The 23,431-nt window shown below is 60.9% G+C and carries 21 protein-coding genes; 12 read left to right on the top strand and 9 right to left on the bottom strand.

Annotated elements, in window-relative coordinates; translation table 11 throughout:
- Nucleotides 1–5 precede the first annotated feature (5 nt).
- The 7 genes from GM668_RS10910 to GM668_RS10880 all read right to left on the bottom strand — a co-directional run bounded on the left by GM668_RS10910 (nucleotide 6) and on the right by GM668_RS10880 (nucleotide 5,554).
- Complete coding sequence (locus tag GM668_RS10910) at nucleotides 6–851, bottom strand: lytic transglycosylase domain-containing protein (protein ID WP_155438978.1); 846 nt, start codon at nucleotides 849–851, stop codon at nucleotides 6–8.
- An 82-nt stretch (nucleotides 852–933) separates the two neighbouring features.
- Nucleotides 934–2,046 carry a nucleotidyltransferase domain-containing protein gene (locus GM668_RS10905; RefSeq protein WP_155438977.1) on the bottom strand — a complete coding sequence of 371 codons (1,113 nt, stop codon included), beginning with the start codon at nucleotides 2,044–2,046 and terminating at the stop codon, nucleotides 934–936.
- Nucleotides 2,043–2,981, bottom strand: coding sequence for an HprK-related kinase A (locus GM668_RS10900; protein ID WP_229499166.1), 939 nt, complete (start codon nucleotides 2,979–2,981; stop codon nucleotides 2,043–2,045). The genes GM668_RS10905 and GM668_RS10900 overlap by 4 nt, the downstream gene beginning before the upstream one ends.
- Nucleotides 2,954–3,235, bottom strand: a complete 282-nt coding sequence (locus GM668_RS10895) for an HPr-rel-A system PqqD family peptide chaperone (protein WP_155438976.1) — start codon at nucleotides 3,233–3,235, stop codon at nucleotides 2,954–2,956. The genes GM668_RS10900 and GM668_RS10895 overlap by 28 nt, the downstream gene beginning before the upstream one ends.
- Nucleotides 3,235–3,873 (bottom strand): hypothetical protein, encoded by a 639-nt coding sequence (locus GM668_RS10890; protein WP_155438975.1) that lies wholly within the window; start codon nucleotides 3,871–3,873, stop codon nucleotides 3,235–3,237. The genes GM668_RS10895 and GM668_RS10890 overlap by 1 nt, the downstream gene beginning before the upstream one ends.
- A gap of 205 nt (nucleotides 3,874–4,078) precedes the next feature.
- Entirely contained in the window at nucleotides 4,079–4,687 is a 609-nt protein-coding gene (locus GM668_RS10885; protein WP_155438974.1) for an XrtA/PEP-CTERM system exopolysaccharide export protein, read from the bottom strand.
- A 99-nt stretch (nucleotides 4,688–4,786) separates the two neighbouring features.
- Nucleotides 4,787–5,554: a S1 family peptidase gene (locus tag GM668_RS10880; RefSeq protein WP_155438973.1), complete on the bottom strand. Its 768-nt coding sequence runs from the start codon at nucleotides 5,552–5,554 to the stop codon at nucleotides 4,787–4,789.
- A 291-nt stretch (nucleotides 5,555–5,845) separates the two neighbouring features.
- Between GM668_RS10880 and GM668_RS10875 the strand changes: the two genes are divergently transcribed.
- From GM668_RS10875 to GM668_RS10820, 12 genes are read left to right on the top strand one after another with little or no spacing between them, the layout of a single operon-like run.
- Entirely contained in the window at nucleotides 5,846–7,384 is a 1,539-nt protein-coding gene (locus GM668_RS10875; RefSeq protein ID WP_155438972.1) for an XrtA system polysaccharide chain length determinant, read from the top strand.
- 19 nt (nucleotides 7,385–7,403) lie between these two features.
- Nucleotides 7,404–8,393, top strand: a complete 990-nt coding sequence (locus GM668_RS10870; RefSeq protein WP_155438971.1) for an XrtA-associated tyrosine autokinase — start codon at nucleotides 7,404–7,406, stop codon at nucleotides 8,391–8,393.
- Entirely contained in the window at nucleotides 8,374–9,957 is a 1,584-nt protein-coding gene (locus tag GM668_RS10865; protein WP_155438970.1) for a TIGR03016 family PEP-CTERM system-associated outer membrane protein, read from the top strand. Before GM668_RS10870 ends, GM668_RS10865 begins: the two co-directional genes overlap by 20 nt.
- A 13-nt stretch (nucleotides 9,958–9,970) precedes the next feature.
- The gene (locus tag GM668_RS10860) at nucleotides 9,971–10,996 is read left to right on the top strand and encodes an XrtA/PEP-CTERM system-associated ATPase (protein WP_155438969.1); all 1,026 of its coding nucleotides are present in this window, start codon (nucleotides 9,971–9,973) and stop codon (nucleotides 10,994–10,996) included.
- 7 nt (nucleotides 10,997–11,003) lie between these two features.
- Entirely contained in the window at nucleotides 11,004–12,161 is a 1,158-nt protein-coding gene (gene wecB / locus GM668_RS10855) for a non-hydrolyzing UDP-N-acetylglucosamine 2-epimerase (RefSeq protein ID WP_155438968.1), read from the top strand.
- Nucleotides 12,158–13,009: an XrtA system polysaccharide deacetylase gene (locus GM668_RS10850; RefSeq protein ID WP_155438967.1), complete on the top strand. Its 852-nt coding sequence runs from the start codon at nucleotides 12,158–12,160 to the stop codon at nucleotides 13,007–13,009. The genes wecB and GM668_RS10850 overlap by 4 nt, the downstream gene beginning before the upstream one ends.
- A 3-nt stretch (nucleotides 13,010–13,012) precedes the next feature.
- On the top strand, nucleotides 13,013–14,098 hold the full coding sequence (locus GM668_RS10845) for a FemAB family XrtA/PEP-CTERM system-associated protein (RefSeq protein WP_155438966.1): 1,086 nt from the start codon (nucleotides 13,013–13,015) through the stop codon (nucleotides 14,096–14,098).
- A 2-nt stretch (nucleotides 14,099–14,100) separates the two neighbouring features.
- Nucleotides 14,101–15,303 (top strand): TIGR03087 family PEP-CTERM/XrtA system glycosyltransferase, encoded by a 1,203-nt coding sequence (locus GM668_RS10840; protein WP_155438965.1) that lies wholly within the window; start codon nucleotides 14,101–14,103, stop codon nucleotides 15,301–15,303.
- The gene (gene xrtA, locus GM668_RS10835; protein WP_155438964.1) at nucleotides 15,297–16,862 is read left to right on the top strand and encodes an exosortase A; all 1,566 of its coding nucleotides are present in this window, start codon (nucleotides 15,297–15,299) and stop codon (nucleotides 16,860–16,862) included. The genes GM668_RS10840 and xrtA overlap by 7 nt, the downstream gene beginning before the upstream one ends.
- A gap of 12 nt (nucleotides 16,863–16,874) precedes the next feature.
- Nucleotides 16,875–18,023: a TIGR03088 family PEP-CTERM/XrtA system glycosyltransferase gene (locus tag GM668_RS10830; RefSeq protein ID WP_155438963.1), complete on the top strand. Its 1,149-nt coding sequence runs from the start codon at nucleotides 16,875–16,877 to the stop codon at nucleotides 18,021–18,023.
- 15 nt (nucleotides 18,024–18,038) lie between these two features.
- Nucleotides 18,039–19,937 carry an XrtA/PEP-CTERM system amidotransferase gene (locus tag GM668_RS10825; RefSeq protein WP_155438962.1) on the top strand — a complete coding sequence of 633 codons (1,899 nt, stop codon included), beginning with the start codon at nucleotides 18,039–18,041 and terminating at the stop codon, nucleotides 19,935–19,937.
- A complete protein-coding gene (locus tag GM668_RS10820) occupies nucleotides 19,938–21,005 on the top strand; it encodes an acyltransferase family protein (protein WP_155438961.1) in 1,068 nt (355 codons plus the stop codon). It begins immediately after the preceding gene.
- A 16-nt stretch (nucleotides 21,006–21,021) separates the two neighbouring features.
- On the opposite strand, the gene GM668_RS10815 is transcribed toward GM668_RS10820, so the two are convergent.
- Both GM668_RS10815 and GM668_RS10810 read right to left on the bottom strand, forming a co-directional pair.
- Nucleotides 21,022–21,996 carry an NAD-dependent epimerase/dehydratase family protein gene (locus tag GM668_RS10815; RefSeq protein ID WP_155438960.1) on the bottom strand — a complete coding sequence of 325 codons (975 nt, stop codon included), beginning with the start codon at nucleotides 21,994–21,996 and terminating at the stop codon, nucleotides 21,022–21,024.
- Complete coding sequence (locus tag GM668_RS10810; protein WP_155438959.1) at nucleotides 21,993–23,357, bottom strand: UDP-glucose dehydrogenase family protein; 1,365 nt, start codon at nucleotides 23,355–23,357, stop codon at nucleotides 21,993–21,995. The genes GM668_RS10815 and GM668_RS10810 overlap by 4 nt, the downstream gene beginning before the upstream one ends.
- Nucleotides 23,358–23,431: the final 74 nt, after the last annotated feature.

The raw sequence follows: 23,431 nt of genomic DNA, 5'->3' as shown, positions 1-23,431 counted from the left end.
TGGACTCACTTGGCGGCTATGGGCGATGTCACTGGCAACAGGTCGCGTTGATAAGGGTGGACGGTTTGGTGATACAAGGTGGAAATTTTTTTCACGTAATCGCGCGTTTCCGGATACGGCGGCACACCACCATAACGGTCAACGGCTTTCTCACCAGCATTATATGCGGCTGTCACTAGAGTAACATTGCCCTTGAAATAAGCCAGCAGCCAGCGGAGGTAAGCGAGACCTCCGCGCACGTTTTGTTCCTCATTGAACACATCCCGCACCTGGAAACGCTGCGCGGTTTCAGGAATCAACTGCATCAGGCCCTGCGCCTGCCTGGGTGAGACCGCGCGGCTGTTAAAACCGGACTCAACGGAAATGATGGCCAGCGCCAGCAAGGGATCGACATTGAATTCCGGCGCCAGGCGCCCCACCAGCCGCGCCACTTGCGGATTCGGCGTCCACAGCGACACAGGCGGCAATTCAAATTTCGGCGGGGGTGGCAATGCCGGCAACAGGCAAGCCGGCGCGACGGGCAGCGCCGTCATTTGCCCCATCATGGTTTGCGCCTGCGCGTGACCTTGGGCTGCAGCCAGCGCAAACAAGTGGCGGGCGCTGCCATCATCGCGGGGACCGCCGCGGCCATTGGCCAGCATCCAGCCCAGCGCATACTGGGCCGGCGCCGATCCCATGCGTGCTGCTTCGCAATACAATTCCCGCGCATGGGCAGGATCGCGCGCCACGCCTTCGCCATGTTCATAACGGGCGGCGCTGGCCATCAGGTCCGCTGCCGTGTCATCGGATGGTGCAGCCGCGCCGGCGGCACATGCTGCCCACAATACGATAAAGCACGTCTCTCGCTTCATGACTGCTGCTCCCCATGACAGACAGCACAACAGTCATTGTAGCAACTGAACAGCGTAAATTTGAGCTAACGTAAGACGCGCGTTACGCATCACCTTCTGCGCGCGCCAACAAGTCTTCGTCCTTTTTCTTGGGCGAAATAAATGCCTTATGGAACAAATGGCGCGCCAACAAGAGCGGCGGCATGCGCAGCCAGTTGCCCCGCAAATAAATGAGGAAGCGGGCCGTGCCACTCCACCGGTCATTGCAGCTGGTGTGCATCGGCATCAGTGCACGGTGAAACAAGCCATCCATCAATGCCAGAAGCAAAGAATTAGGGCGGCCTGCCTCGCCGGCTTCCACGGCTTCCGGCGGCAATGGCGTACCCAGCAGGCTGGACGTATAGCGCAGCGCGTAAAACAAGGGGCGCGTTAACTGCAATAGCCGGGCGCGCTCCGCCAGCCCCGCCCAAAAGCCGGGACGGCTGGCGAAATGGCGCAACAGCGCATCGAGGTCGACCAGGTCGCGCAAGCCGTGATCCAGGTCGCCGTCAAAGAACAAGTGGGTCGCACTGTGCAGCACCATGTCTTCCGGCGCCAGCACGTAGACGCCCTCCATGTCCGGCACCGGTACGGCGCCGGCGCGCAGCCTGGCAGGATCAGGATGCACGGGCGCCGTGCGGGGCAAGATGGCATGGTGGACGTCGATGGCGGTTTGCCGGTGCACATGCACCATGGGCGGCAATTCATGCATCCATTCCCGGTAATAGCGCTGGTCATACGCATCATGGTGCGTGGAGGCCCAGCCACTGAGCATCAGCTCGGACTCCACGTCCGGCAATTGCGCTTCATCGACCAGAATATCGATGTCGGAATACAGCCGTCCGGGCGCGGACGGCAGGCGGGCGATCGTATACGCGGCGCCTTTCAGCAAGATCAGCGGCACGCCGATGCCGGCCAGCGCCATACGGATTTGCCGCACTTCCCACAGGGCTGCCTGCGTGTGCCTCTCGGCAATAACACGCACCCATTCCAAATGTTCGCGCACGGGCGGCGGAACTAGCGCCAGTTCGCCGCGCTGTTCCAGCATGTAATACAGCCGGGCATTGAGGTTGCAGGCAATCAACTGGCGTAACAGCAAGTGCCATTCGGGCGCAGACAGTCCGGCCAGGCAGCGCGGATCACGGAAGGCCATGACGGCCAGCGGCAAGGTTGTCATGGCTGGGCCGCCAACTCGTCAAACACTGCCATGGCGTCATCCAATGCACTGTAGGTATAGCGGTAACTGCGCACATGGCTGACCAGGTCGGCCAGCATGTCAAAGCCGCGGGCGCCCAGCAAGCTGTAATTAAAGGCGTTCTTGGCCATTTCCATGTGCGTGTGGGCGCGCTCCAGTGTTTCCAGAGTGGACGCTGCACCGGCCTCGTAGCGGGGGAAGACGATCCATCCGGGCCGCGCGCATTCGGCGCCGCGCGTCACGGCGTCGGTGGGCGTGCGCAAGTGGGCCACCGTGCCTTTCATGGTATCGGCCACGGGGGGGCTGAACACTGGCTGATCCAGGTATTGCTGCATGACGGTGATCGACGCATTTTTCAGGCTGATGGGACGGGGCACGGGCACGATCAAGCCATCGTCCGGCCGCACCAGGGTCAGCTCATCGGACAGCAAGCGCCACCCGCGGTGCGCCAGTGCCGCGCACAGCGTGCTTTTGCCCGATCCCGGCGGCGCCGGCAAGATCACGGCGCGCCCGCCGCGTTCCAGCACGGCGGCATGAATCATCAGGTAACGGTGGGCCCGGTTCGCCACGCACCAGTTCAACCCCCATTCAAACATGGGAAACGCTTGCGCCAGCGGCAAAGGCTGGAACAGCGCATGGCCATCGAACAGCATGTTCACCTGGGGCCGGTACCAGCGCCGCAAGGTGGCGGGGCGCACGATTTCAATTTGAAAATCCGAGAACGCATCCGCGGCATGCACGGGAAAATCGCGGTACATCAGCGCGATGCCATCGGCCAGCGCCGGCACGGACGAACGCAGGTGCACGGAAAAACAGCCGGTTTGCAGGACAATGCCCTCGCGGGCCATGCGCGCACCCAATTCGGCGCGGGACAGGGAGCCGATCGTCGTCATGCAGGCAAGGGAACAGGCAGGCATTCAACCAGAGCAATCTCTTGCAACTCAGCAAGTAGCTCGCTCAGCGGTTCAAGGTGGGAGGCATCGAGGCGGAGCGCTTGCGCCAGCGCCTCGATCGGGGCTGGCGCGCTGCGCAGCGCCTCCAGTACTTCAATGGCGGCCGCATCCATCAGATGCGTATCGCTCGTCAGATTGTGATACAGCACGTACGCTTCGTTATCCCAGGTGCGGTAGCGCAGGGTTAATCCCGGCGTCAGGCGCCACAGCGCTGGCATTAAAAGCCGGTGCCCTGCCCCCAGCTACCTTGCAAGTAGCGGGCAATGTCGTCAACCGTCCAGATCTTGCCGCCCGCGATAGGCTGGAAGCCGCTGGTGCAATACTTGGTCCAGATCTCGACAACTTTATCGGCGGACAGATAGGGGGTGGAATAACCCGCGTTGGCGTTCAGCCAGGCCGCAATACAGTGGCGGGCCACGGTTTGCGCGTCGCCGCTGCCCAGGTTAATCACATAACCCAGCGTTTTGTTGTAAAACGAGGAACTCGACGAGCATGGGAACAGGTACTGGAACTTCCAGTCCCACATGCTGATGGCGGTCGCACCCGCAACCGGCGGCACCCGCACCGGCCAATACGGTTTGTTCCTGTATTGCTTCCACCAGCCGTGCGACCGGCCGCCACAGCTGCCTACCGTCGGGGCACGGCTGTGGGTCACGGCAAACGAACCGGCAGCGGACGGCGTGGCAAAGATGCAGCTATTGCCTTCCGCTAAACCCGGCTGGCTCTTGAGCGTCAGTACGGCACCCACCGCAACTGCGCCCGCCTTGGTAAAGCGGCGCCGCGCCGCACCAGCAAACACCGGGGCGTCGGCCTGTGGGGCGCTTGCGCCCCCTTCTGGATGCTCTTGGTTACTCACGATATCTGTCCTCTATCGATAGGCCACGGGTAGCGGCCAGGAATTATTTGCCGAATATCAAGCAATAATTATTCCATACAGCTTTGCGTACTTAAGCTTTGTTTAGTATCAAAGACTTAGCGCAAGAAATAGTAACTTGGTTACCGTCACACTTTAGTCTAGCGCAAAAGCTGTAAGAAATCTCGACATTGTTAACAGTCGTTACTTAGAAGAAACTTTCCGGAATCACAAGAACGTCGCCCGGGCGCATCGGGACATTGGCGGAAATATCGCCATCCTTGATCAAGTCATTGAGTCGCACATTAAATTTTTGCTGCTTTCCATCAACCATGCGGATGATGCTGGCGCGGTTGCCCGCAGCAAATTCCGTCACGCCGCCGACAGCAATCAGTACATCCATCAGCGACATATCGACACGGTAAGGCAAGGCTTGCGGTTTGGCCGCCTGGCCGATGACGCGGATTTGTTCGCCATACGTGCCGACAAAGCCCGTGACCACGACAGTCACGACAGGCTGCTGGATGAACTTAGACAACGCTTTTTCAATATCACGCGCCAGTTCCGTCGGCGTCTTGCCGCTGGCTTGCAAATCTTCGACCAGCGGTGTCGAGATCTTTCCGTCCGGACGGACCGGTACGGTTTGCGACACTTCCGGATTACGCCACACGACGATATTGACGTTATCGCCCGGGCCAATCAGGTAATCCCCCACAGGCGCCAGTTCAGTCGGCAAGGTGGCCTTGGTGGCGCATCCACCCAGCATCAGGCCAGCCAGCGCGACCGCGCCACATGCCAGCCACTTGAAAGTTTGCATTTTGAAAATTTTCACTCGGGTCCTCTTCACGGGTCTGCGGCACAGCAATGTACCGGCCTGTTGTTACATGTTTGCCATGTATGCTAGCAGGAATATTTACTATTGGGCAGCTCTTTGCAGCAGTGCGGACACATAGCGCCCGGGAATCGCATAGGAAATGCCGCTGGGATTGGTAATGGCGGCTTCCTTGAAGCCTTTGACGAACCCCATATTAATAACAGCGTAGACAGTGCCGTCAGCCGGGTCGTAGACAGGGCTGCCGCTATTGCCGGGATAGGCGGTTCCGTCCAGCTGGAAGATATCGAAAGGCCGCGCCAATTGCACAATAGCGCGCGCATCGAGCTGGCGCGCCCCGATCGATGGGATGATGATCGGCGTGATGGCGGACAGCGTCGCCCTGTGCGTGACATGGTGCAATCCTAGTACCATTCCCAGAGGAAACCCGGTCAGCGCCAGTTCGCGTCCTTCGCGCAACGTTGCGGAATCGCCCAGTTTCAAGGCTGGCAACGGCGGGCCGCCCGCCAGCCGCAAATGCGCCAGGTCATGGTCGGGATCGACACCGGCCAAGGTGGCGGCGCGGAATGCAATGGTATTGCCCTCGCCCGCAATCACGATGCCCAGGCTTTCTTTCTGGTCCGCTTTAATGGCATTGCTGACCACGTGGGCGTTGGTGATGACACTGAGGCCATCGCCCGTCACCCATCCGGTGCCAAAGAAAATCACGGCCGGGCTACGGGTTGGCAATGATGTGCCGATGGCAACGATGGAGGGCTTGACTGCCGCAATGGTGGTGCTCAGATCCGCAGCACGGGCCGGCTCCAGTGCAAAAAACAGCGAGAAGCAGAGGCACAGCAAGCGGATCGGCATGGCGGCGTGGCGGGTAGTTGGGGCGCCGTCACAATATCAGATTTTCCGTGCAGCACGATAGGAGAATACCCACACATGGCAGGCACTTCCTGTCACAATCCATACTTGGGCAAAATTGTTCTATCAGAAATGATTGTTTCAGAATTCATGATCTCCGCTATCCCCGCCGCACAGCTGAGTTCCCATGCATATTAGTAGCAACAAGCAATCATTTCTCCTGTATCATAGAACAGTTTTGATGTATTTTAGGCAAGTACAGGCTTGCTACAGCACCTTAGGTGAGATAGACGCATGGCAGAATTACAGGCCCTTATCCTGACGTTCCTGAAGGCGATAGGCAAATACCGCTGGTACGCGGTTGGGATCACGTGGGCAATTTCCGTGATCGGCTGGACGGTCGTCTACCGGTTGCCGGATTCCTACCAGGCATCCGCACGCGTGTATGTCGATACCCAAAGTATCTTGAAACCGCTGCTCTCCACCATGACCACGGTGCCCAACGTGGAACAGCAGGTGCAATTCATGCGCCGCACGCTGATCAGCCGCCCGAACGTCGAGCGCGTGATGCGCATGGTCGACCTCGACATCAAAAACAAGACGGTGCAAGACCATGAACAAATGGTCGACGAATTGACTTCGGCCATCAAAATCACGGGTACGGAACGCGACGACATTTACACGATTTCCTATAGCAATTCCAATCCCAAGCTGGGCAAGGAAATCGTGCAGTCGCTGCTGACGATCTTCGTGGAAGGCTCATTCGGCGGCAAGAAACAAGAGTCCGACAAGGCCGTGCAATTTATTGACGAGCAAATCAAGACGTACGAAGAAAAGCTGGCTGCCGGTGAAAATGCGCTGAAGGAATTCAAAATCCAGCACATGAACGTGCTGCCGCGCCAGGGCAGCGATTACAGCTCCATCATCACGGATCTGTCCGACAAGCTGAGCCAAGCTAAGCTGGAACTGGCGGAAGCGGAGCAGGCGCGCAATGCACTGAAACGGCAGATCGCCGGCGAAGATCCGGCGCCTGTGGCTGCCGCCACCACGTCGGACACTGATTCCATCAATCCGGAACTCGACGGCCGCATTCAGGCGCTGGAAAAGAATCTGGACCAGTTGCGCATGCAATACACGGAAGAGCATCCGGACATCGTGTCGAGCAAGCGCTTGCTGGCGCAGTTGCAAGCACGCAAGAAGGAAGAAGCCAAGAAGCGCGGCGGGCGGCCGAATGATCCGGGCGCGAATTTCAGCCCGATGATGCAGCAAATGAACGTTGCCCTGTCCGTCGAAGAAGCGCGCGTGGCCTCGCTGAAGGCCCGCGTCAATGAATATGCATCGCGCCTGGGCTCGGCACGCACGCAGAGCGTTGCGGCGCCGGAAGTGGAAGCGCAACTGGCCCAGCTGAACCGCGATTACGCGGTGAACAAGGAAAACTATACGAAACTGGTGGAACGCCGTGAAGCGGCCCGCCTGTCGGGCGACTTGACGTCCGCCACCGACATGATGAGCTTCCGCGTGATTGACCCGCCGACAGCGCCGACCGTGCCGACCGGCCCGCAGCGTCCGCGCCTGATGTCGCTGGTGTTTGCCGGTGCGCTGGTTGCGGGCCTGGGCGTGGCATTACTGATGAGCCAGGTTCGCCCAACCTTCGTGACGCAAAATGCGTTGCGAGCCGCGACCGGCTTGCCCATCCTGGGCAGTATCAGCATGAATTGGACCGACGAGCAAAAAATCCGCCGCCGCCGCCGCCTGTATGCCTTCTCTGCGGCAGTCGCCCTGTTGTTTACAGCCTATGGCGGCGTCATGGCAGCGTTGCTGCTGAAGTCTTAGTCCTTGTACGGGGAACGAAATGAGCATTATTGAACGGGCGGCAAGCCGCCTGGAAAACAAACAGCCCGCCGCTGCACCGGATGCGCCCGCACAGCAAGCCCCGTTGGAAGGGAAGACGGTAGCCCAGCCCGTGGATCAACCTGCAGTGCAGCCAGCGGCGGAACTGGCAGCCGCGCCGGCCGTGGCGGAAACGCCGGTAACGCCGGTGACAGCGCAGGAACCGGCAGCACCGGCGGTTGCACCCGAAGCAGCTGCCGCCCCCGCTGAAAAACCCGTGCGCCGTAACACCAAGCGCGTCGAACTAGACTTGAAGCGCATGCAGGAAATCGGCCTGGTGACTGCCGCCGGCGGCCGCACCATGCTGGTCGAGGATTTCCGTATCATCAAGCGCCCGCTGATCAAGCGCGCCCTGGCGCAGCGCGACCCGGGGGAAAATCCAGGCAACCTGATCATGGTCACCAGCTCCCTGCCTGGCGAAGGCAAGACCTTCTGTTCCATCAACCTGGCGATGAGTATCGCCATGGAACTGGACCATACCGTGCTGCTGGTGGACGCCGACGTGGCGCGCCCTTCCGTTCTGCGCACGCTGGGCTTGCCGGCCCAGCGCGGTTTGATGGATTTGCTGCTCGACGACAAGCTCGACATGCAGGAAGTCATGTTGCGGACCAATGTCGATACTTTCACGATCTTGCCTGCGGGTACAAACTCGTCCCGCGCTACGGAATTGCTGGCCAGCCAGACGATGACGAATCTGGTCCATGAAATTGCCAACCGCTATCCTGACCGTATCGTGATTTTCGACTCGCCGCCCCTGCTGCTGACCAGTGAAGCCCACGTGCTGGCCGGTCACATGGGCCAGATTGTTGTCGTGGTAGAAGCGGAACGTACGACCCAGCACGCCGTGAAAGAATCGCTGCGCCAGCTGGAAGGGTTGCCGAACGTTAATCTGATTTACAACAAGACCCGCGAGTTCCCAGGTACGGAAACGTATGACTATCACTACGGTTAATTGGCTCGGCCGTGCCGTCCCGCGCGCGCCACGGCTGGCGCCGGCGCCGGCAGCTGTCGCCCTGGCCCTGCTGGCGCTGTCGCCCGCATGCCGGGCAGACTGGAAATTTATCCCGCAATTTTCATTGTCAGAAACGTATTCCGACAACATTGCCTTGCGCCCGGTCGCGCAGGAGAACTGGGTCACGACCCTGTCGCCGGCGTTCAGCCTGGACAATAAAGGGCCGCGCCTGGATTTGCACGCCACTTATAGCAAGCAGTTTTACGAATATGCCGACAAGGCAGTCGGCGGCACGCAGCATGGCACCCAGAACTTGTCCGCTGAAGCCAAAGGCAAGCTGATCGAAGAATTGCTGTTTGTGGACGCGACGGCCAACATTTCGCAGCAAAACGTGTCGATCTTTGGCGCCCTGTCGCCGACCGCAGGCAACTCGTTTGCGACCGACAATTTTGTGGAAGTCAAAACCGCCCGCGTCAGCCCTTACTTCAAACACCGCTTTGGCCCGTATGCCAATGCGGAATTGCGCTATGCCTATGACCGCGTGACGTCGTCCAAATCCGGTTTGAATAATTCGACCGGCGATACGTATTCGCTGAGTATCAACAGCGGCACGGCATTCCGCCAGCTGGGTTGGGGATTGCAAGCGAGCAAGAGCAAACAACAGGGATTGGCCACGACGGCCGTGGGCGGTTCGTCCACCAGTGAAAATGCCAGCGCCAATCTGCGCTGGCTGGCCAGTGCACAATTCAACTTAACGGCCCAGGCCGGCTATGACAGCTTTGATTATCAGGCGCTGGGCGGCCGCAATAGCGGTGCGGCGTGGGAAGTCGGGATGGAATGGCAGCCCAGCACGCGGACCCACGTGAAAGCCAGCGCCGGCAGGCATTTCTACGGCAACAGCTACTTGCTGGAAGCGCAATACCGTGCCCGCGCGTCGATCTGGACACTGAATTACAACGATGCCGTGACCAGTACGCGCCAGCAATTCCTGCTGCCGTCGACCATCGATACGTTCACGACGCTGGACCGGATGTTTTCTTCCACCATCGCGGATCCCGTTGCGCGGCGCCAGGTGGTGGAAGCGTATATCCAGGCGGCCGGCCTGCCATCGTCGCTGGCCAACAATATCAATTACTTCAGCAACCGCTACTTCCTGCAAAAGCAATTCCAGGCAGCACTGGTCATGAATGGCGCCCATGCAACCACCGTGCTGACGCTGCAGGATATGCGCCGCAATGCCTTGTCGAGCGCCGTCGTGGATTCGAATTTGCTGGGTAGCTCGCTGTCGCAATTGAATGAAAATACCAGCCAGACGGGCGCCAACGCGACCCTGACGTGGCGCCTGACGTCGCGCGACGGCTTGCGGGCCACGGCCGATGTGTCGCGCATGCGCTCGCTGTCAGCGCATACCAGCAACCTCAACCGCAGCATACGCGTCGGGCTGACACGTCAATTGCAGCCCAAGCTGAGCGCCGCGATCGACTTGCGCCGCATCAAGGGCGGCCTGGGCATCGCCCAGTACACGGAAAACGCTGTCTCAGCGACCCTTAACAAACAGTTCTAGCGGAGTCTGCAGGATGTATGAAAGTTATTATGGGCTCAGCGACAAGCCGTTCCGACTGCGCCCCGATCCCCATTTCTTCTTTGGAAGCAAAGGCCATAAACGGGCCATGGCTTACCTGGAATATGGCTTGTCGCAAGGCGAAGGCTTTATCGTCATCACGGGTGAAGTCGGCGCAGGCAAGACCACGCTGGTGCGCAACATGCTCAGCACCTTGGAAGCGCAGCACATCGTAGCCGCGCACCTGGTCAATACGCACTTGAATGCGGAAGACGTGCTGCGCATGGTGGTGTCCGCGTTTGGCTTGCCGGCCGAAGACGCCAACAAGAGCGCCCTGCTGAGCCGCCTGGAAACGTTCCTGCGCACGTGCGATGCGCAAGGCAAGCGCGCGCTGCTGGTGGTCGATGAAGCGCAAAACCTGTCGCCGCGCACGGTGGAAGAATTGCGCATGCTGTCAAACTTCCAGACCGACGATAAATCGCTGCTGCAAACCTTCCTGCTGGGCCAGCCGGAATTCCGCACGACGCTGCACAGCCCGGACATGCAGCAATTGCGCCAGCGCGTGATTGCCACGTATCACCTGGGTCCGATGGACGCCGTGGAAACCCAGGCGTATATCGAACACCGCTTGCATACGGTGGGCTGGAACAATAACCCGTCGTTCACGCCGGCAGCCCATGCGGCGATTTATGAATATTCGGGCGGCATTCCCCGCATGACGAACCATTTGTGCGACCGTTTGATGCTGATGGGCTTCCTGGAAGAGTTGCATGAGTTCAACGACAAACATGTCGATGATGTGATCCGCGACATCCAGGCGGAATTCCAGCCGCCGCCGGCAGCAGTGGCTGCCGCCGCCCCTGATGCGCGCCACAGCGACGAAGCGGAGCTGGCTGCCGCGATTGCCAGCTATCCGGATGCCATGGATGAACGCATGATGCGGCTGGAAAAGTCGGTCGTGTCGGTATTGAATATCTTGAAAAAAATTGTCGCCCAGCCGGCCGGCGCCAGCACGCCGTCCAGCCAGGACAACAACGATTGATTGCACCATGAGCCTGCCGCCGGACAGTGTCGCCCTGCCGTACCGTATCGCCTGCGTGGCCGGTGCACGGCCGAATTTCATGAAGATTGCCCCGGTCATGAAAGCGCTGCAGGCGCTGGGCCCGCAAGTGGACGTCAAGCTCGTGCATACGGGCCAGCACTACGACGAAGCCATGAGTGCGCAATTCTTTGCTGAATTGGGTATTCCCGAACCGGACGTGAACCTGGCGGCAGGCTCCGGCAGCCATGCGCAGCAAACTGCCGACATCATGTGCAAGTTCGAACCTGTGCTCGACGCGTTGCAGCCGCACGCGGTATTGGTGGTGGGCGACGTGAATTCCACCTTGGCCTGCACCTTGGTGGCCGTCAAGCGGGGTACCCCCGTGATCCACGTGGAAGCGGGTCTGCGCAGTTTTGACCGCACGATGCCGGAAGAAATCAACCGCGTGCTGACGGACCAGATTGCCGCGCTGCTGTTCACGACGGAGCCCGCCGCGCAAGGCCATTTGCTGCGCGAAGGGATTGCAGCGGAGCGCATCCATTACGTGGGCAACGTGATGATCGATACCTTGCTGGGTAACTTGCCCAACGCGGCGCCGGCGGAACAGACCGTGGCTGCGGCAGGCCGCCCCGGCTTCACGTCGGCCCCCGACGGCTATGCCGTCGTGACCTTGCACCGTCCGGCAAACGTCGATGATGCGGCCGTGTTGCGTGGCTTGCTGGACACCGTGGCGCACATAGCCGGCCGTACGCCGGTGGTGCTGCCGCTGCACCCCCGCACCCGCGCCGCCATCGAGCGGCACGGCTTGCAACACCTGTTGGCGCGGCAAGATGTGCTGCTGCTGCCGCCCCAGGGCTACCTGGAAATGCTGGGACTGATGCGGTCGGCGCGCGTCGTGCTGACGGATTCCGGCGGCATCCAGGAAGAAACCACTGCGCTCGGCGTGCCTTGCATCACCTTGCGCGACAACACTGAACGGCCCATCACGGTCGAACAGGGTACCAATACCATTGCCGGCACGGATGCGCAGCGCATCCTGGCCATTTATGATCAATTGCTGGCAGGCGGCGGCAAAGCCGGACGCGTGCCGCACTACTGGGACGGCCAGGCGGCGGTACGCATCGCGCAAGCCACGCTGTCCTGGCTGCAGAACGGACGACCATGAGTACATCAGCTCCTATCCGCAACGCCATGACCATCGACGTGGAAGATTACTTCCAGGTGTCGGCGTTTGCCCCTTATATCGAACGCGACAGCTGGCCCACGCGCGAATGCCGCGTCGAACGCAATGTGGACCGCATCCTGGCCATCCTCGAAGAAGGCAATGTCAAAGCCACGTTCTTTACGCTGGGCTGGATTGCCGAACGCTATCCCGCCATGGTCAAGCGCATCGTCGCGGGCGGCCACGAACTGGCCAGCCATGGCTATGGCCATTTGCGCGCATCGGACCAGGACCGTGCGCAATTCATGCAAGACATCGGGTCGGCCAAGGCCATCCTGGAAGATATCGGCGGCCAGCAAGTGCTGGGTTACCGCGCGCCCAGCTTTTCCATCGGCCCCGGCAACCTGTGGGCGCTGGAAGCGCTGCATGACGCCGGCTACCGCTACAGTTCCAGTATCTATCCCGTGCAGCACGACCACTACGGCATGCCCGATGCGCCCCGCTTTGCGTGGCACCCGAATGGCAGCGAAGGCTTGCTGGAAGTGCCGATCACGACGGTCCGCATGGGCCAGCGCAACATGCCGGCCGGCGGCGGCGGCTATTTCCGCCTGTTCCCGTACGCGCTGTCGCGCTGGATGATGCAGCAAGTGAACCAGCGCGATGGCCAGCCCGCGATTTTCTATTTCCACCCGTGGGAAATCGATCCTGGCCAGCCGCGCCCGGACGGCATCAACTTGAAAACCCGCTTCCGTCATTACGTCAACCTGGCAAAAATGGATAGCCGCATCCAGGCCCTGACGCGCGACTTCGCGTGGGACCGGATGGACCGCATTTTCCTGAAACAGGCATAAACCATGCAATTAGCAGACCACGCTGCGGCCCCTCCGGCCGCGCCCGGCACGCGCGCCCTGACCGTCAAGCTGATGCAGCCGGCCGACATGGCGCGCTGGGACGCGTTTGTGGCCGCCTGCCCGGAAGCCACGTTCTTCCACCGCGCCGGCTGGCAAACCATTATCGACCGCGTGTATGGCCACAAGACGTGGTTTTATTATGCGGAACGCGATGGCCACATTGTCGGCATCCTGTGCCTGGCGGAAGTCAAAAGCCGTTTATTTGGCCACTCGCTGGCGTCGCTGCCGTTTTGCGTGCTGGGCGGCGTGGCCGCCACCGATGACGCGGCGCGTCCCATGCTCGATGCGGCAGCGGAAAAGCTGGCGCGCGAATTGAATGTGGGCCACCTGGAATACCGCAACCTGTCGCCGGCCCATCCCGGCGATGCATCGTGGTACCAGAAAGAACTGTACGTCACCTTCCGCAAAGAAATCTCGGCGGATGATGAAACCAATATGAATGCGATTCCCCGCAAGCAGCGCGCGATGGTCCGTAAAGGCATCAAGTGCGGCTTGCGCGCTGTCGTGGAAGACAATGTCGACCGTTTCTTCACCGCGTATTCCGTCAGTGTGCACCGCCTTGGCACGCCCGTGTTTTCCAAAAAATACTTTGCCGTCATCAAGGAAGTGTTTGGCGAGGAATGCGAAATCCGTGTGATTTTGCGCGGCGATGAATTGATTGCCGGCGTCATGAGTTTTTACTGGCGCGATGAAGTGTTGCCGTATTACGGCGGCAGCTTGCCAGCGGCGCGCGAATGCGCGGGCAATGACTTCATGTACTGGAACCTGATGCAATATGCAGCTTCGCGCGGCGTGCGCATCTTTGATTTCGGCCGCAGCAAGCGCGGCACGGGCGCATTCGACTTCAAGAAGAACTGGGGCTTTGAGCCGACGCAACTGGCCTATGAATACAAGCTGATCGCGTCGACGGAACTGCCGGACAATAACCCGCTGAACCCGAAATACCAGTTGTTCATCAAAATGTGGAAAAAGCTGCCGCTGCCGGTGGCCAATTTCCTCGGCCCGTTCATCGTCCGCAGCCTGGGATAAGCATGCAAGCCCAACAAGATCTCCTGTTGCTGGTCCACCGTATCCCTTATCCGCCAAATAAGGGCGACAAGATCCGCTCGTACCATATCCTCAAGCACTTGTCGCAGCGCTACCGCGTGCATTTGGCCACGTTCATCGATGACGCGGATGACTGGCAGCACGTGCCGCACGTACAGCAACTGTGCGCCAGCAGCCATTTCGCCAACCTGAACCCGAAGCTGGCGCGCGTGCGCAGCCTGGGCGCGCTGCTGGGACGCCGCTCACTGTCGCTCGACTATTACCGCGACAGCAAATTGCGCGCGTGGGTCGACCAGACCGTGCGCGCGAACAAGATCGACCGCATCGTCGTGTTTTCCTCGGCCATGGCGCAATATGCGGCCGATTATCCGCAAGCGCACCGCGTGGTGGATTTCGTCGACGTGGATTCTGAAAAATGGCGCGAATACGCGGAGAAAAAACCGTGGCCGGCCAGCCTGCTGTTCCGCTATGAAGCCACGCAATTGCTGCGCTATGAGCGCGAAGTGGCGGCTAGCAGCGATGCGGCGCTGTTCGTGTCCGCGCCGGAAGCGGCGCTGTTTACCCGCCTGGCCCCGGAAAGCACGTCCCGCATCGGCTACTTCAATAACGGTGTCGATACCGCGTATTTTTCGCCGGACCATGCGTATGCGTCGCCGTTTGCCGATGGCGAGCGCGCCATCGTGTTTACCGGTGCGATGGATTACTGGCCGAATATCGATGCGGTCGAATGGTTTACGGCGCAAGTACTGCCCAAAGTGCAGCAAGCCGTGCCCGGCCTGCGTTTCTACATCGTCGGCGCGCGTCCATCGCCCGCCGTGCAGGCGCTGGCGAAAGCCAACAGCGTCATCGTGACGGGCACCGTGCCCGACGTGCGGCCCTACCTGGCGCACGCGGAACTGTCGGTCGCCCCGCTGCGCGTGGCGCGCGGCATCCAGAATAAAGTGCTGGAAGCGATGGCCATGGCCAAGGCATGCATCGTGTCGCCGCAAGCGCTGGAAGGCATCGACGCGACGCCGGGCAGCGAATTGCTGCTGGCGGAAAGTCCGGACGATTTCGCGCAAGCCGTCATCACTCAATTGCAACAGCCGGATGGTGCGCGCGCCGTCGGCGCGGCCGCGCGTGCGCGTGTGCTGCAACGCTATAGCTGGCAAACCAACCTGGCCAGCATCGAGGCCAAGCTATGCTGACCAATACCCCCGCCGCCGCGCCGGCCATCTCCATTCCATCGGCGCCGCCCGCTGCCCGCCATGCCGCCGTGCTGGCGGCAGCGGCGCTGCTGTTGATGGTGGCGCTGTACTTCGCCACCGCCGCCTCGCTGGTGGCGATCTGGAACAGTTCGGAAACCTTCATGCACGGCTACGTGATTTTGCCCATCAGCCTGTGGCTGATCTGGCGCCGCCGTGACAACCTGGCGCTGTATCCGCCCCGTCCATACTGGCCTGCGCTGGTGGCCCTGGGCTTGGCCGGCGCCGCGTGGCTGCTGGCGCGCATGGGTGAAGTGCAAGTCGTGATGCAATATGCATTCGTCGCCATGCTGCCGCTGGCCGTGCTGGCCATCGTCGGCGTGCAGCTGGCGCGCTCGTTTGCGTTCCCGCTGCTGTTCCTGCTGGCTGCCGTGCCCTTTGGCGAAGTGCTGATCGACCCGCTGATCAATTTCACGGCGGACTTCACGGTGTGGACGTTGCAGTTGATGGGCATGCCCGTGCTGCGCAACGGCACGCACTTTGAAATCCCCAGCGGTAACTGGTCCGTCGTGGAAGCGTGCAGCGGCTTGCGCTACCTGGTGTCGTCGATCACGCTGGGCTTCCTGTACGCGTACCTGACGTACACCAGCACGTGGCGGCGCGCCTGCTTCGTGCTGCTGTCGCTGGTGGTGCCCGTGATTGCCAATGGCTTGCGGGCCGTCATGATCGTCTTGCTGGGCCACTACAGCGGCATGACCTTGGCGGTCGGCGTCGATCACTTGATTTATGGCTGGCTGTTCTTCGGCCTCGTCATGCTGCTGATGTTCTGGATCGGCGGCTATTGGCGCGAAGATGAAGAGGCGGCGGCGCCGGCCACCATCCAGGCGGCGGCCGCGCAGCCTGCCGTGCCGACGCGCACTAGCGCCATTGCCGCGCTGGTGACGGTGGCGGTGGCCGCCATCTGGCCGGTCATGGCCGCATACAACGACCACGTCAACTACAACCCCGCCGTACCGCAACTGGCGCTGTCGCTGCCACTGCCGCCGGCCAAGCCATATTCCACCTGGGAGCCGCGCTACATGCCGGCCGACGCCAGCATCAGCCAGGTGGTGCAGGCAGCCGATGGCGCGCCCGTGGCCGTCCACATCATGGCTTACCGTAACCAGAGCAACAGCAAGGCGCTGATCAGCTCTTCCAACAAGCTGACCGGTGAAAAAGAGGCGAACCACGTGGTGGCCAACGGCACGGCCCAGGTGGCGGTGAATGGCCGCACGCTGGCGCTGCGCGAAGCGCGCATCAGCGGTCCGGAAGGCGACCAGCTGGTGTGGTACTGGCTGCGCGTAGGCGGCCACGATACCGCCAGCAACTATGGCGGCAAGCTGTGGCAGGCGTGGTACAAGCTGACGTGGCGCGGCGATGACGGCGCCACCGTGCTGGTATCGACACCGCTGGCCCGCCCGACGGCGGAAGGGGCCGAAGCAGCGCGCGCCACGTTGCGTGCTTTCCTGCAGGCGCAATTGCCTGCCATCGACAGCGCGCTGCAAGCAGCGCAGCGCCGCTAAGGAGGACCTGGCATGGTTCAACGCCCTTTGGTCGTCCACCTCGTGTATTCGCTCGACGTCGGCGGACTGGAAACCCTGCTGGTCGATTGCATCAACCGCATGCCGCCGGAAAAATACCGGCATGCCGTTGTGTGCCTGACCCGCTATTCCGATTTCGTGAAAAAAATCACGCAGCCCGGCGTGGAAGTCATTGCGCTGAACAAGCCGCCCGGCCTGGCGCTGGGCATCCACGTCACGTTGTGGAAACTGCTGCGCCGCCTGAAACCCACGGTGCTGCACACGTATAACCTCGCGACGCTGGAATATGCGGCAGCGGCCATGCTGGCCGGCACGCCGGTGCGCATCCACGCGGAACATGGCCGCGACGCCAGCGACCCGCACGGCCTCAATCCGAAGCACAACCTGCTGCGCCGCCTGATGCTGCCGTTCGTCGACCGCTATATCCCCGTGTCGGACGACTTGAAAAAATGGCTGGACCAGGTGGTGCGCATCCCCGCCGACAAGTCGCTGTTGATCAAGAATGGCGTCGATACGGACAAATTCTCGCCGGCGCCATTCGATGCCTGCGATGCGCCCTGGACAGCCGAACATTTCGTCATCGGCACCGTGGCGCGCGTGCAGGACGTGAAAAACCATGCGGGCCTGGTGCAGGCGTTTGCCCGCCTGCGCGAACTATTGCCGGACCAGGCAGGCCGGCTGCGCCTCAGTATCATCGGCGATGGCCCGCTGCTGGAAAAAGTCCGCGCCCAGGTGGCGCAACTGGGTTTGACGGACGTGGTGTGGCTGCCCGGCGCGCGCAGCGACATTGCCCGCCAGTTGCACGGCTTTTCGCTGTTTGCGCTGCCGTCGCTGGCCGAAGGCACGCCGGTCTCGATGCTGGAAGCGATGGCGTGCGCGATGCCCGTGGTGGCCACCCGCGTGGGCGGCATCCCGGAAGTCATGACCGATGGCATGCAAGGCAGCCTGGTGCCGCAAGGCGATACGGAAGCGCTGGCCGCCGCGTTTGCCCGTTATGTGCAAGATCCGGCGCTGGCGCGCAGCCATGGCGCGGCCGCGCGCCAGCGCGTGCTACAGCAATACAGCATGGCGGCTATGCTGGACGCTTATCTGGGACTGTACGATGCGCTGTGCCTGCGCAAGGCCGGCCGCGCGGCCCACTGACTTTAGGAATGCAACATGTGTGGAATTGTCGGAATTTTTGATACCCATGGCACGCGCGACATCGACCGCGCGGCGCTGCACCGCATGAATGAAAGCCAGCATCACCGCGGGCCGGATGAGGGCGAGCTGTACACGGAAAAAGCGCTGGGCATGGGCCACCGCCGCCTGTCCGTGATCGACCTGGCCACGGGCCAGCAACCGCTGTTCAATGCCGACCGCAGCGTCGTGATTGTCTACAACGGTGAAATCTACAATTACCGCGAATTGATGGCCGAGCTGAAAGGCATGGGCCACGTATTCCAGACCAAGTCCGATACGGAAGTCGTGCTGCAATCGTGGCTGGCGTGGGGTCCGGACTGCGTGCACCGCCTGAAAGGCATGTTCGCGTTTGGCATCTGGGACCGCAACCAGCAAACCATGTTCCTCGCGCGCGACCACGTGGGCATCAAGCCCATGTTTTATTCGCTGCTGCCGACCGGCTACTTCGTGTTTGGTTCCGAATTGAAGTCCATCATGACGCACCCGGAACTGTCGCGCGAATTGAATGTCCAGGCGGTCGAAGATTTCTTCGCCTATGGCTACGTGCCGGACCCGAAAACCATTTTCCACAATGCGTACAAGCTGCAGCCTGGCCACCGCATCCTGTTGAAAGTGGGCGACAAGGCCGTACGCCAGGAAAAGTGGTGGGACGTGTCGTTCCAGCCGCAGCAAACGGCGCAAAGCGAAGCGGACATCGAACGTGAATTGATCGACCGTTTGCGCGCATCCGTGCAAAGCCAGATGGTGGCGGAGGTGCCGCTGGGTGCGTTCCTGTCGGGCGGCGTGGATTCATCCGCCGTCGTGGCTATGATGGCGCAGCAGGATGGCCCGGTCGTCAACACGTGCTCGATCGGCTTCAATGATCCGGAATTCGATGAAACCAAATATGCGCAGCAAGTGGCGCAGCGCTACAACACGGTGCACCACGCGCAAATCGTCGACAACGATGACTATGGCTTGATCGATACCTTGGCGCGCCTGTATGACGAACCGTTTGCCGACAGTTCCGCCATCCCCACGTACCGCGTATGCCAGCTGGCGCGCCAGCGCGTGACGGTGGCCCTGTCGGGCGACGGCGGCGATGAAAACTTTGCCGGCTACCGCCGCTACCGCTATGCGATGGCGGAACAGTCGGTGCGCGACAAGCTGCCGGCCGGCTTGCGCAAGCCGCTGTTCGGCGCCTTGGGCAAGTGGTATCCGAAAGCCGACTGGGCGCCCCGCGTGTTCCGCGCCAAGACTACGTTTGAAGCACTGGCGCGCGACCTGGTGGAGGGTTACTTCCACGGCGTGTCCATCATGCCGGACCGCGTGCGCGCAGAACTGTTCAGCGACAAATTCAAGGCCAGCCTGCAAGGCTACCGCGCCATCGACGTCATGCAGGAACACGCGGCCAACACGGATGCGGAAGATCCGCTGTCCGTCATCCAGTACCTGGATTTTAAAACGTGGCTGCCGGGCGGCATCCTCACCAAAGTCGACCGCGCGTCCATGGCGCACTCGCTGGAAGTGCGCGTGCCGATACTTGACCATACGCTGGTCGAGTGGGCGGCGGGCTTGCCGGCCCACCTGAAGCTCCATGGCGGTGAAGGCAAGTACATCTTCAAGCAGGCATTGCGTCCGCACCTGTCGGAAGATATTTTGTTCCGTTCCAAGCGGGGCTTTTCGATTCCGCTGGCCAGCTGGTTCCGCGGCCCGCTAAAGCAGACCGTGCGCGACACGGTCCTCAGCCCGCTGCTGCTCGATACCGGCCTGTTCAATGAGCGCTACCTGCGCCACATGGTGGAACAGCATGAGTCGGGCATGAAGGATTACAGTGCGGCGCTGTGGTCGGTGCTGATGTTTGCCACGTTCCTGCGCGTCAGCGCGTATCAGTAAATGAACCGCTCGACGTCACTCTATCTCGACCTGGTCCGCTTTTCCGCCGCCATGGTGGTGATGCTGGGCCACCTGGCCGGCAAGCGGTTCACGGACGGCGTGCTGTGGCGCCTGGGTGGTTACATGGACGACGCCGTCATGGTGTTTTTCGTGTTGTCGGGTTTCGTCATTGCCTATGTCGTGCACCAGAAAGAAACGGACGCTACGGCGTACGGGATTTCACGGGCCGCGCGCATTTATTCCGTCGCGATCCCGGCGCTGGTGCTGACCTTTGCGCTGGACACGGCGGGCAAGCACTACGCGCCGGAACTGTATTCAATGGACTGGGGCTATACCGGCGGCAACCCTGTGTGGCAATTCTTCGCGGGCTTATTCTTTGTCAACCAGCTGTGGTACAACCCGATTGAAATCGGCTCGAACTTGCCGTACTGGTCGCTGGGGTTCGAAGTCTGGTATTACCTGTTCTTTGCCATCTTTTACTTTGGCCGTTCCAGCTGGAAGTGGCTGTGGCTGGCCATTGCCATCGGCATTGCCGGTCCCCGCATTGCCATCTTTTTCCCCATCTGGATGCTGGGCTATGGCGCTTACGTGTGGACCGCGCGCCGCAAGCCAGGCCAGGGTGCGGGATTGCTGCTGCTGGCGTTGTCCGTGGCTGGTTATGCGCTGTACTGCTATTTCCTGAAACCCGGGTTCAACAGCGGCGGCGCGGATGTGGGCCAGTTCCACAACCTGCTGCCACGCTACATCGTCGGCCCCCTGTTTGCCCTGCATTTGGCAGGCTTCGTATGGGCGTCGGACTTGTTCGGCAAATGGCTGGCGCTGGGACAAAAGCCGATCCGCTGGCTGGCCGGCACGACATTTACGATTTATTTGTTCCACTTGCCGGTCGCGCAATGCCTGGCCACGCTGGTGCCGTGGGCCCCGGCGGATTGGCGCACCCGGCTGGTCATCTTGCCGGGGACGCTGATCTTGATGTTTGTGATTGCGGAGTTTTCCGAACGGAAAAAGGAAGTGTGGAACCGCTGGATTTCCAGCGTGTTTCAGCGCGCTGGCGTGGCTGCGCGCTGAAACACGCTTAATCCGCTTAACCGCGGCGCCAAGCCTGGTACCAGGCAAAGAAGCGCTGCAAGCCATCATCGAGCGGCGTACTGGGCGCAAAGCCGACCCAGTTTTGCAGCTTCGTGATGTCAGCATGCGTGGCCGGCACGTCGCCCGGCTGCATCGGCAGGAAGTCCATGTTGGCCTTGATGCCGCTGGCGCGCTCCAGCGACGCAATGAAGTCCAGCACACGCACGGGATGGTGATTGCCGATGTTGAACACGGCGTGCGGCACTTTGCCTTCACCCGGCTGCGGCTTGAACAGCAGGCGCACGACGCCTTCCACGATATCGTCGATATACGTGAAATCGCGCGTCAGCACGCCGCCGGCAAACACGGGGATGGTTTCACCGGCCAGCATTTTTTCAGAAAAGCTGAAGTACGCCATGTCCGGACGGCCCCACGGACCGTAGACGGTAAAGAAGCGCAAACCAGTGGCAGGCAGCTGGTACAGTTTGCTGTACGAGTGCGCCATCAATTCATTCGACTTTTTCGTGGCCGCGTACAGCGACACCGGCGCGTCCGTCACATCGTCTTCGCTGAACGGCACTTTGGCATTTTCGCCATACACGCTGCTGCTGCTGGCATAGACCAGGTGGCCCACCTTGTGATGGCGGCACGCTTCCAGCATGTTGCCGAAAGCAACCAGGTTGGACTGGATATACGCTTGCGGGTTCGTGATGGAATACCGCACGCCGGCTTGCGCCGCCAGGTGCACGACCAGTTCCGGCTGCACGTCATCGAACAGCGCGCGCACTTGCGCGTCATCCGACAATTCCACCGTGCGGCACGTGACGCCGGCTGGTTCCAGCAATGCCGCCACGCGGTCATGCTTGAGCTTGACCGGGTAGTAATCGTTGAAGTTGTCCGCCCCGACCACGGTATGCCCCATGGCCGCCAAACGCGAAGCAACGAAGCTGCCGACGAACCCGGCAGCCCCGGTCACGAGGATCGTGCTCATGCACCAGCCTTGCCGATGCGGCCGATACCTTCGTAGCGCAGTCCGGCAGTTGCCACGACTTCCGGATCGTAGATATTGCGGCCGTCAAACACTGCCTTGTCGCGCAATACTTGCGCCAGGTCGTTAAAGTCTGGCGTGCGGAATTCCTTCCATTCCGTGACCAGCACCAGCACGTCGGCGCCTTGCACGGCGTCGCCAGCCTTGCCCACGATTTCCAGCGAAGCCTGCAGCTTTTCCGCGCCATGTTCCAGGGTCAGCACGCGCAATGCTTCCTTGCTGGCGACTGGATCATAAGCGCGCACGCTGGCGCCGGCGGCAAACAGGTTGCGGATCAGCACCAGGCTTGGCGCTTCACGCATATCGTCGGTGTTGGGCTTGAACGACAAGCCCCACAGGCCGATGGTCTTGCCGCGCAAGTTTTCCACGCCGCCATAGAAGCGCACCAGCTTGTTGAACAGCACGTTTTTCTGGTTTTCATTGACCAGTTCGGTCGCGGTCAGGATGTGCAAGGTCTGGTCGTTGTCGGCAGCCGTCTTGACGAGCGCCTTGACGTCTTTCGGGAAGCACGAACCACCGTAACCCATGCCTGGATACAGGAATTGCGAACCAATCCGTGGGTCCATACCAATGCCCAGGCGCACGGATTCAATATCCGCACCCAGCAGTTCGGCCAGGTTGGCCAATTCATTCATGAAGCTGATACGGGTCGCCAGCATGGCGTTGGCAGCATATTTGGTCAATTCCGCGCTGCGCACGTCCATTGCAACGAATTTTTCGTGGTTGCGGCTGAACGGTGCGTACAGCTGGCGCATCAATTTCAGCGCGCCGGCATCGTCGCCGCCGACAACGATACGGTCCGGCTTCATGAAGTCGTCCAGCGCCGCGCCTTCCTTGAGGAATTCCGGGTTGCTGACGACGGAGAAGCTGACGTTGACGCCGCGTTTCGCCACTTCTTCGCCAATGGCGGCGCGCACTTTGTCGGCGGTACCGACCGGCACCGTGGATTTATCCACCACCACGACCGGTTTCGTAATGCGCTGGCCGATGCTGCGGGCCGCAGCCAGGATGTATTGCAAGTCGGCGCTGCCATCTTCGTCCGGCGGCGTGCCGACAGCCAGGAAAATCACTTCCGCGTGTTCCACCGCCACGTCGTAGCTGGTCGAGAACTTCAGGCGGCCCGCTTCCGCATTGCGCACGACCATGCCTTCCAGGCCAGGTTCGTGGATCGGGATTTCCCCGTTATTCAGCATGTTGATCTTGCGCTCATCGACGTCCAGGCACAGCACATTATTGCCCACATCGGCAAAACAGGCGCCCGACACCAAACCTACATAACCGGATCCGATAACAGTGATTTTCATATTGGCAAAGGAGAAGATTGAAAACTTTGGGTCAAGCCGGACAGCGTACAATGTCCCGACGTCTGAAAGATAGC

Origin of the sequence: Pseudoduganella ginsengisoli, from assembly GCF_009720865.1 — a bacterium.
GTDB lineage: Bacteria > Pseudomonadota > Gammaproteobacteria > Burkholderiales > Burkholderiaceae_D > Rugamonas > Rugamonas ginsengisoli.
This window is presented reverse-complemented; position numbering and strand designations above follow the sequence as displayed.